Origin of the sequence: Thalassospira sp. UBA848 (assembly GCF_002295455.1) — a bacterium.
Classification (GTDB): Bacteria; Pseudomonadota; Alphaproteobacteria; order Rhodospirillales; family Thalassospiraceae; genus Thalassospira.
In genome coordinates this window covers 512-9,909 of the sequence record NZ_DBGS01000103.1, presented here as the reverse complement: position 1 = coordinate 9,909, position 9,398 = coordinate 512, and the positions used below count along the sequence as shown (strand labels likewise).

9 protein-coding genes are annotated in these 9,398 nt (G+C 54.7%); 4 read left to right on the top strand and 5 right to left on the bottom strand.

Annotation, left to right across the window (positions count from 1 at the left end):
- Positions 1-1,628 (bottom strand): BCCT family transporter (locus B2R48_RS14285; protein ID WP_297001645.1); only part of this gene is annotated, 1,628 nt, incomplete at its 3' end.
- 221 nt (positions 1,629-1,849) lie between these two features.
- Positions 1,850-3,364 (bottom strand): choline-sulfatase, encoded by a 1,515-nt coding sequence (betC, locus tag B2R48_RS14280; protein WP_297001640.1) that lies wholly within the window; start codon positions 3,362-3,364, stop codon positions 1,850-1,852.
- Positions 3,365-3,611: 247 nt separating this feature from the next.
- Here betC and B2R48_RS14275 point away from each other — a divergent pair, with 247 nt between their 5' ends.
- Positions 3,612-4,496, top strand: coding sequence for a LysR substrate-binding domain-containing protein (locus B2R48_RS14275; protein WP_297001638.1), 885 nt, complete (start codon positions 3,612-3,614; stop codon positions 4,494-4,496).
- A gap of 60 nt (positions 4,497-4,556) precedes the next feature.
- Here B2R48_RS14275 and B2R48_RS14270 read toward each other — a convergent pair whose 3' ends face one another.
- The gene (locus tag B2R48_RS14270) at positions 4,557-5,051 is read right to left on the bottom strand and encodes a hypothetical protein (protein WP_297001635.1); all 495 of its coding nucleotides are present in this window, start codon (positions 5,049-5,051) and stop codon (positions 4,557-4,559) included.
- A gap of 269 nt (positions 5,052-5,320) precedes the next feature.
- Here B2R48_RS14270 and speB point away from each other — a divergent pair, with 269 nt between their 5' ends.
- Positions 5,321-6,271 carry an agmatinase gene (gene speB, locus B2R48_RS14265; protein WP_297001632.1) on the top strand — a complete coding sequence of 317 codons (951 nt, stop codon included), beginning with the start codon at positions 5,321-5,323 and terminating at the stop codon, positions 6,269-6,271.
- Positions 6,272-6,400: 129 nt separating this feature from the next.
- Here the strand turns inward: speB and hemF are convergent, their stop codons facing one another.
- Together hemF and B2R48_RS14255 are read right to left on the bottom strand one after the other, a co-directional pair.
- A complete protein-coding gene (gene hemF, locus B2R48_RS14260) occupies positions 6,401-7,279 on the bottom strand; it encodes an oxygen-dependent coproporphyrinogen oxidase (RefSeq protein ID WP_297001733.1) in 879 nt (292 codons plus the stop codon).
- Between the two features lie 50 nt (positions 7,280-7,329).
- The gene (locus B2R48_RS14255) at positions 7,330-7,803 is read right to left on the bottom strand and encodes a tRNA (cytidine(34)-2'-O)-methyltransferase (protein ID WP_297001629.1); all 474 of its coding nucleotides are present in this window, start codon (positions 7,801-7,803) and stop codon (positions 7,330-7,332) included.
- Between the two features lie 392 nt (positions 7,804-8,195).
- On the opposite strand from B2R48_RS14255, the gene petA reads away from it, so the two are divergent.
- Together petA and B2R48_RS14245 are read left to right on the top strand one after the other, a co-directional pair.
- On the top strand, positions 8,196-8,747 hold the full coding sequence (gene petA / locus B2R48_RS14250; protein WP_213473715.1) for a ubiquinol-cytochrome c reductase iron-sulfur subunit: 552 nt from the start codon (positions 8,196-8,198) through the stop codon (positions 8,745-8,747).
- An 11-nt stretch (positions 8,748-8,758) separates the two neighbouring features.
- Positions 8,759-9,398: cytochrome b (locus tag B2R48_RS14245; RefSeq protein WP_297001627.1), on the top strand; the 640-nt coding region annotated here is incomplete at its 3' end.

The window sequence follows — 9,398 nt, the reverse complement described above, 5'->3', positions numbered from 1 at the left end:
GTGAATGTCGGACCCGGATGAACATCCGGAAGTTCGGTCTCGTCGACATAGGCATCAGGCAGGTTATGGTCAGCCTCGTGCTCGGTCTCGTACCACTGCTTGTAGCGGTAAAGAACGAGTGAATCGCGACCAAGGCCACGCAACAACCCATACATCATAACCAGAATAACCGCCGCGAACGGGAAGCCCGCCACAACGGCAGCAGCCTGCAGGGCCGATAACCCGCCTGCCACCAGAAGGACCGCCGCAATCACGCCTTCGGTCGTGGCCCAGAACAGGCGCTGAATACGCGGCGGGTTGGCATCGCCACCGGCCGTCAGCATGTCGATGACAAATGATCCACTGTCAGAGGAGGTGACAAACCAGATCACGATCATCACGATGACAACCGTGGTGACAAACTTGGTCAGCGGCATGAATTCAAGCAGCTTGAAGATCGCACTGCCGTAACTGGCCTTGGTGGCCTCGATCAAACCGGGATCGCCGATCATTTCCATATGGATCGCAGCCCCGCCAAAGGCGGTAAACCAGAAGAACAGGATGAAGACCGGAATAAACAGAACGCCAAGCGTGAACTCGCGCACCGTGCGGCCCCGCGAAATGCGGGCAATGAAAATGCCGACAAACGGCGACCACGAAACCCACCAGGCCCAATAGAAAATCGTCCAGCCGGTCTGCCAGTTGGTATCGGTGTAGGCTTCGCTCCAGAAACTGATGACGACCAGATTGCTGATATAGTTGCCGACATTTTCAACAAAGCTGTCGAACACAAACAGCGTCGGGCCAAAGATCAGGACAAAGCCAAGCAACAGGAAGCTCAGCTGGATATTAAGGTTACTGATCCGCTTGATGCCGCCATCCAGGCCTGCCATGACCGAAATGGTCGCAAACACGGTAATGATGGCAATCAAAATGATCTGGACCGGCATCGTGTCGGGAATACCAAACAGCGAATTCAGACCAGAACTGATCTGCATGACGCCAAGACCAAGGGTGGTGACAATGCCAAACATCGTGCCAAACACGGCGAGAATATCGACCACATGGCCCCAGGTGCCATAAATCCGTTCGCCAATGATCGGATAAAGGGCGGAGCGGATCGAAAGCGGCAATCCCTTGCGGTAATGGAAATAGGCCAGCGACAGGCCAACGATGCAATAAAGCGCCCAGCCATGGATGCCCCAATGCAGGAACGAAATCGTCATTGCCTGTTCGGCTGCAGCAATGCTTTCGGGTTCGGCCATGGGCGGTGCGAAATAGTGATAAAGTGGCTCTGCCACCCCCCAATAGAGCAAACCGATACCAATGCCGGCACTAAACAGCATGGCCGTCCAGGAAAACAGGCCATATTCCGGCTTGTCGGTCTGACGGCCCAGACGCACCCGGCCATAAGGCCCGATTGCAAGATAGAGACTGACCACAACAGCCAGGTTGGCCACAATGATCAAAAACCAGCCAAAATAGTTCCCGATTACCGATTGCGCGGCGGAGAACAGCGCACCTGCGGTTTCGGTAAAGGCCGCGCCGAATATGATGAATCCCAAGATCAGGACGGCCGATACAGAGAAGACCGGCTTGCTGACCCGCGGGAAGGGCCCGAGTGGCCCCACCTTCATTTTGTCGTCCATGATTACCTCACTGTTTCGGGTACCCAACTTTTCGTTGTTTATGCCCCCTGATCAGCGCCGGGGATCTCCCGGGCGACAAACTGATCAAACATGCGGTCCGTACCCGAGCCGGACTGCGAGGCGGCTTTGATTAGGCACTTCAGGTCTTTCTTCAGCTGTTTTGGCAGACGAGTTGAGGCAGCGCCGACCAGCCGTCCCACATGGCTGGCCGACGCTGCTTCTTACTCCCCTCGCGGGAAGCGCTGTTTGTCTTCGAGTTCATTGAGATCCATGTGATTGCGCATGTAGCGTTCGGACGCCTTTTGCAGCGGCTGATAATCCCACGGGAAGTAAGAGCCGTTGCGCAGCGCCTCATAGACAATCCAGCGGCGCGCCTGACTTTCGCGAACTGCGGAATCAAACGCATCAAGGTTCCACCGCGCATCACGCTGCACGCGAAATGCTTCCATCTGTTCGGCACAGGCCGGATCCGCTGCAAGGTTGTTCAGTTCCTTGGGATCGGCTTCAAGATCGAAAAGCTGTTCAGGATCAAGCGTGCAATAGGTGTATTTCCATTTGCCTTCACGGATACAGACCAGCGGGGCATAGGAGCCTTCGGCGGCATATTCCATCAGCACCGGTTCGGTGCGCGCCTTGCCATCAAGCATCGAGCACAATGACATCCCGTCGGTCCATGGCTGGACCTCTTCCATGGAAATGCCCGCGAGATCAGCGACTGTCGGCGTGACATCAAGGCTTGAGACCGGATCGGTATAAAGACCCGGCGTGATGTTCGGCCCGGCCATCATCAGGGGCACACGGGCAGAGCCTTCAAAGAAGCTCATTTTAAACCACAGACCCCGTTCGCCCAGCATATCGCCGTGGTCGGAGACAAAGATGATGATGGTGTTGTCGAGCTGACGGGTGTTTTCAAGCACCTCCATGATCTGACCGACCTTGTCATCGATATAGGAGATGTTGGCGAAATAGGCCTGACGGGAGCGTCTGACATCTTCCTTTTGGATGTCAAAGGCGGTGTAGTCGCTGGCATGCATCAGGCGCTGGGAATGCGGGTCCTGATCATCAAAGTCAAACGGCGCAACATCGGGTTCAAGTTCCGGGCAATCTTCATACAGATCCCAGAATTTCTTGCGCGCGACATAGGGGTCATGCGGATGGGTGAAGCTGACCGTCAGGCACCACGGCCGTTCATCATGGCCGCGCGACAGGTCATAAATCTTGTGCGTCGCGTTGTAGGCGACCTCGTCATCATATTCCATCTGGTTGGAAATCTCGGCGACACCGGCACCGGTGACGGATCCGAGGTTGTGATACCACCAGTCAATCCGTTCACCCGGTTTGCGATAATCCGGCGTCCAGCCGAAATCGGCCGGGTAGATATCGGTGGTCAGGCGTTCTTCAAACCCGTGAAGCTGATCTGGACCGACGAAATGCATCTTGCCCGACAGGCAGGTGTAATACCCCGCGCGACGCAAGTGATGAGCATAGGTCGGAATATCTGAGGAAAATTCGGCGGCGTTGTCATAGACCCGGGTGCGATGGGGCAACTGACCGGCCATAAAGGATGCACGTCCCGGGGCACAAAGCGGGGAGCCGGTATAGCAATTGCGGAAACGTGCCGAGCGACGTGCCAGCTTGCGCAAATGCGGCGTATGAAGGAAATCTGCAGGGCCATCGGGGAACAGGGTTCCGTTCAACTGGTCGGCCATCAGGATCAAAATATTCGGGGACGTCATGTATTATGCACTCCTTCACAGGGTGCAATCCGCCGATCACCGAGATGGCAGCATTGACGAGAAAAGCACCCCTGGGTCGTTTGGTTCGAGCCCGCGCAAGCTGTAAACCCTGCCCCTTTTCGGGTGCGTTTTGTCGGGTCTTATTGTTATTCCGCTTGACGCATGCTTCGTTAACCACATTAAATTCATAAATTGATACTCAAAGAAACCCGGTGTTTTTTAATCACTTCCATAAAGAATTTTTATAATGCAAAGACCACTCGACATTGGCTGGCTGAGAATTTTTGAAGCCGTTGGGCGGCTGGGCAGCCTCACACGGGCGGCCAATGAGCTGGGATTGAGTCAGCCTGCGGTGACCTATCAGATCAAGCGGGTCGAGGATCAGCTGGGCGTATCGCTGCTGCATCGGTCACAGGGCGGCAGCCGGTTGACCGATGCGGGTGAAGCCCTGTTTGAGGCGGTCAAAAGCAGTGTCGAAAATATTGATAAAGCCGTGCGCGATACCCGCCGGTCTTCACAGGACCATGCGGTGCGAATCTTTACCGATTTCGGGTTTGCGGCCTTCTGGTTGATGCCGCGTGTGACCGATTTTCGCCGCCTGCACCCCGAAGCTGAAGTCCATATCATTGCATCGCAAGGCCTTGATGATGAACTTGGCCGCGAAACCGATGCCGCCATGTTATTCGGGGCAGCAGAAGATTTCCCCGAGACGGCACAGCTTCTGATCCCGGAACGGGTGGTGCCGGTCTGCACGCCGGGTTTTCTTGAACGGTTTGGCCCGTTTGATGATCCCGCGCAGTTTGCCCGTGCACCGCTACTGCACCTGGAAGTTACCGGCAAATCACGCTGGCTGACATGGGAAAGCTGGCTTGCCGATCACGGGATTGACCGCAAACCGGCACAAGGTGACCTTGGTCTGAACACCTATGGCTTTGTCATTCAGGCGGCCCTTGCCGAACAGGGCGTCGCGCTGGGGTGGCGGGGTTTGATTGAGCATCACATCGAGCAACGGTCACTTGTCACGGTTGGCACGGAAGTCAGCCGCCCGGATCGCGGATACTGGGTGGTGCCCAGCCGGTCGGTCAGCGACACGACAATCACCTTGCTGGACTGGTTGACCAACGAGACCTGATATATTCAACTTCTCTCTAACTCTAAACCAATGCCCATTCCGCCCAGAAAGATAGTCAAGTTAGGCGTCTACAGCCAAACGAAACACTGATCGATGCTTCTCATCTTTCGTCGCCACTATGTCACCCTTCTCCCTAAGCTTCATCCAGGCATCATCAAACTTTTTTTCGAACCGGCTTTGTCGCGGCTCCTTAACTTTTTCTCTTACTTCTTCCCTAACTGCATCCTTAGATAAACCGTCCGGTGCGGCAGTATCCAACACCTTCCAAATCGTGATCGCGTACTTGTCGCCACCAAGTTTTCGCCATAACCAAATTCCACCGCGAGCAGTTGCAGCAGTTAACCCCAAGGTCTGCAGAAACTCCCATAACTCCGCCCAAGGAAGGTCGAAGATCGGCACTAAATCAAAAAATGCTAGCTGTTGGACATTCGCCCCCGCCCCAAGAGCATAAGGAACCAAGACCACTACAACTGCGAGTACAATCGCTAGCAGCCAATCTATTAGACGCTCTGCAGTCACGAGGATACTTTGCCTAAAATACTTTTCAGATCGCATAGAAATAACCCTTTAATGCCACTTAAACACAAGGACACCTCAACCAAAGGTCACTATATATTACATCAGGATTCCCTTAAGAGCACCACCTGAGCTCTATAAACGTTGATTTTCTGCAACCTTGCTGTTTGAAAGTGATACTCCTAATAGAATCCACAGCATCTACCAGTTCTGGTTCTGCACAAACTGCAATCCGTTCGGAACCTTTCTAGACGTACATGCCGTCCCATGTACTGATTATCCACACCACAATCGACAGGGGATTTTTCATGACAGAGCATGGTTATAACAGCGGGCGTTTGAACCTGCCCTTTGTTGGCATTTCGACCTTTTCCAAAAGCCCCTATGTCGAGAACTGGGATGCGATTGATGCCGATGTTGCGATCCTTGGCGCACCGTTTGATTTCGGCACCCAGTGGCGATCCGGTGCGCGGTTTGGCCCGCGCGGCATTCGCGAGGCATCGACACTTTTTGCCTTTGGCCATGCCGGGGCCTATGACCATGAAGATGACGTGACCTATCTTGAAGGGGTCCGGATGGTCGATATTGGCGATGCCGATATTATTCATACCGACACGATCAACAGCCACGCCAATATCGAGTTTGGCGTGCGCAAGATATTGGCCGCCGGTGCCCTGCCCGTGGTTCTGGGCGGCGATCATTCGATCAACATTCCCTGCATCAATGCCTTTTCCGATCAGGAACCGGTGCATGTGGTGCAGTTTGATGCCCATCTGGATTTCGTTGATGAACGTCACGGGGTACGCAATGGTCATGGCAACCCGATGCGCCGCGCAATTGAAAAGCCATGGGTCACGGGCATTACCCAGCTTGGCATTCGCAATGTGTCCTCCACCGCCAAGGAAGGCTACGACTATGCCCGTGAACAGGGATCAGACATCCTTTCCGTGCGCCAAGTTCGCAAGCTTGGTGTCGAGGGTGTTCTGGAACGTATTCCGGCCGGAAAGCGGTATTACCTGACCATTGATATTGACGGGTTTGATCCGTCGATTGCGCCCGGCACCGGCACGCCCAGCCATGGCGGGTTCCTGTATTATGACGTGCTGGAAATCATCGCTGGCCTTGCCAAGCGGGGCGATATCGTCGGCATTGATCTGGTCGAAGTCGCGCCGGATTACGATCACACCGGCACAACCGCCATTCTGGCAGCACAGATATTGCTTAATACCATCGGGCGGATTTTTGCCGCGAAGAAATAGCGGCCCCTTTTGAAAGCCTGTGGAGCGGGGTTCCCGCCTTCGCGGGAATGACGGTGGTTCCCCTCGCCCGGCTTTAGTTCGTCATGTCCGCGAAGGCGGGTATGGGCATTCATGCAGATTGATGCAGCCTTACGGCCAGTTGGCTTCGGGCGGGAGGGACATCAGGATGGCTTCGGTGTTGCCGCCGGTCATCAGGCCAAAGCGCGTGCCGCGATCATGAAGCAGGTTGAACTCGACATAGCGGCCGCGCTTGATCAGTTGGGCGCGGCGTTCGTCATCGGTCCAGGGCTTGTTGTAGTGGCGTTTGACGAGTTCCGGATAGATATCGCGGAAAGCACGCCCGACATCCTGGGTAAAGGCAAAGTCTGCGTCCCAGTCCGCATCCAGATAATCATAGAAAATGCCGCCAACCCCGCGCGGTTCGTTGCGGTGGGGCAGCCAGAAATATTCATCACACCATTTTTTGAACCGGTCGTAATAGTCATCGCCATGGGCATCACAGGCAGATTTAAGCGCGCCATGGAAATCGGCGGTATCTTTTTCCTGCGGGAAGACCGGGGTCAGATCCGCACCACCGCCAAACCATGCCTTGGTGGTGACGATGTGGCGCGTGTTCATGTGCACGGCCGGAACATGGGGCGAGCATGGATGGGCGACCAGTGAAATGCCCGCGGCCCAGAAGTTGGGGTTTTCATCGGCGCCGGGGATTTCCTTGCGGAACTTTTCGGAAAATTCGCCATGCACGACCGAGATATTGACCCCGACCTTTTCAAACACCCGGCCCTTCATGACCGACATCTCGCCGCCGCCCTCATTCTCACCGCGTTCCCATAGGGTGCGTTCAAAACGCCCCGGTGCACGATCGGAAAGCGGTCCTTCGTAGCTGTCCTCTAGCGCCTCGTAACTGGCGCAAATGTCATCGCGCAATTGGCGGAACCAGTCCTGGGCGATCTGTTTGCGTTTGGCAATCACGGCATCGTCGACCTTGTGGTCGGTGCTCGTTTTCATTGCCTGTTTTGCAGCAATCTTTGCGTCCGTCATTGCGTCACTCACTTGGTTCATTCACTGGGCTTGGGAAAGCCATTGGTCTGTCGGAGCGCTTCGCCCAATGTCATTGCCGTTGCCATGGCGACATTCAGCGAGCGCATTTGCGGCTTCATGGGAATGACGACGCGGGCATCGACATAATCATGCACCTGATCGGGCACCCCTTTACTTTCGGACCCCAGCATCAGGATATCATCGGCGCGAAATTCGAAATCGCAATAGGGTTCGGCCCCCTTGGTCGTCAGCAACACCAACCGCCCCGGCAGGGTTCCGTCTTCGCGGGCCTCGACAAAGGCACGCCAATCGGCATGGCGTATATAATCGGCCTTTTCGAGATAATCCATCCCCGCACGTTTGAGTGCCGCCGAGGTCAGCAAAAAACCGCACGGCTCGATGATATCGACCGGCAGGCCAAAGCAGGCGGCCATGCGCAGGATCGTGCCGGTATTTTGCGGGATGTCGGGTTCAAATAAACAAATTCTCATGGCGTCTTTTAGAATCGTTGGTGAACAAATGTCGAATCAGTTGGTCAGGGACATATAATTACCCGTTAACGCCCCTATTAGACTTTTTTGGAATATGAAGAACTAAACCGCCAAGTCCTTGGCGAACAAAAGCCGGGATACCCGCAATTACGCTATGTTTTACCGAATTGTGCAGCGCAAAACCCAATGATCTGGTTGAATGCAAACAATTTGCAACTCCAAGTTCTCCTTAACAAACTGAATTTTTGTTAGTATACGGACCGTCAAACAGGCCTAAGGGCTTTTAGCGGCAAGATTGTTTGATTTTCATCAATGGAAAGCAAACGGGTTTGCCCTAAGTCTTGGTTTGGCATTCCGCATGCCTGTTTTGGGGGCAGAAAGAGGGATTAATTATGTCGCAAACGGTGCATTCCTCCGGCGAACACCAGCCGGACGAGAACCGCAGGGATTTCCTGACCTTGGCGACCACAGCAGTTGGCGCCGTTGGCGTTGGTTGCGCGTTGTTGCCGTTCGTGGACAGCATGAACCCGTCCAAGGACGTTCTCGCACTTGCCTCGGTTGAGGTTAATTTGGCCAACATCCCCGTTGGTCAGGCAATTAAGGTCATGTGGCGAGGCAAACCTGTCTTCATCCGCCATCGTACCGAACGCGAAATCAATGAGGCCGAAGAGGTCGCATTGAACGAACTCGTCGATCCACAGAGCGACGATGCACGCGTCGAAAAGAAAGAGTGGCTGATTGTCGTCGGCGTCTGCACCCATCTGGGCTGCATTCCGATGGGCACGGCCACAGGCGAAACCCGTGGGGATTATGATGGCTGGTACTGCCCATGCCATGGCTCGCACTATGATACGTCGGGCCGTATCCGCCGCGGCCCCGCGCCGTTGAACCTTGTCGTTCCGGAATATGAATTCCTGACCGACACGTCGGTCCGGATCGGGTAAGGAGCAGGTAGATGAGCGCACCTCAGTGGAACAACAAAGTGGTCAAGTGGGTTGACGACCGTCTTCCGGTCATCTCCATGCTGCACCACTCTGCATACGAATATCCGACACCGAAAAACCTGTCCTATATGTGGAACTTTGGTTCCCTGGCCGGGTTTGTTCTGGTGACGATGATCCTCTCCGGGATTTTCCTGGTGATGAACTACACCCCCCATACCGATATGGCCTTTGAGTCGGTCGAGCGCATCATGCGTGATGTGAACTATGGCTGGCTGATCCGCTATATCCATATGAACGGCGCTTCGATGTTCTTCATCGTTGTGTTCATTCACATTTTCCGTGGCCTGTATTACGGGTCATACAAAGCACCGCGCGAAGTTCTGTGGTGGATTGGTATCCTGATCCTGCTTGCCATGATGGCAACTGCGTTCATGGGTTATGTCCTGCCGTGGGGCCAGATGTCCTTCTGGGGTGCGACGGTTATTACCAACCTGTTCTCTGCCTTCCCGCTGATCGGCGATCCGCTGGTGACCTGGCTGTGGGGTGGCTTCTCGGTTGATAACCCGACACTGAACCGGTTCTTCTCGCTGCACTATCTGATGCCGTTCGTCATTCTGGGCCTTGTTGTCCTGCATGTCTGGGCACTGCATA

Excerpts from the sequence above, each read along its gene's own strand:
- betC (WP_297001640.1), bottom strand. The coding sequence starts at position 3,364 with ATGACGTCCCCGAATATTTTGATCCTGATGGCCGACCAGTTGAACGGA.
- B2R48_RS14275 (WP_297001638.1), top strand. The coding sequence starts at position 3,612 with ATGCAAAGACCACTCGACATTGGCTGGCTGAGAATTTTTGAAGCCGTT.
- B2R48_RS14270 (WP_297001635.1), bottom strand. The coding sequence starts at position 5,051 with ATGCGATCTGAAAAGTATTTTAGGCAAAGTATCCTCGTGACTGCAGAG.
- speB (WP_297001632.1), top strand. The coding sequence starts at position 5,321 with ATGACAGAGCATGGTTATAACAGCGGGCGTTTGAACCTGCCCTTTGTT.
- hemF (WP_297001733.1), bottom strand. The coding sequence starts at position 7,279 with ATGAAAACGAGCACCGACCACAAGGTCGACGATGCCGTGATTGCCAAA.
- B2R48_RS14255 (WP_297001629.1), bottom strand. The coding sequence starts at position 7,803 with ATGAGAATTTGTTTATTTGAACCCGACATCCCGCAAAATACCGGCACG.
- petA (WP_213473715.1), top strand. The coding sequence starts at position 8,196 with ATGTCGCAAACGGTGCATTCCTCCGGCGAACACCAGCCGGACGAGAAC.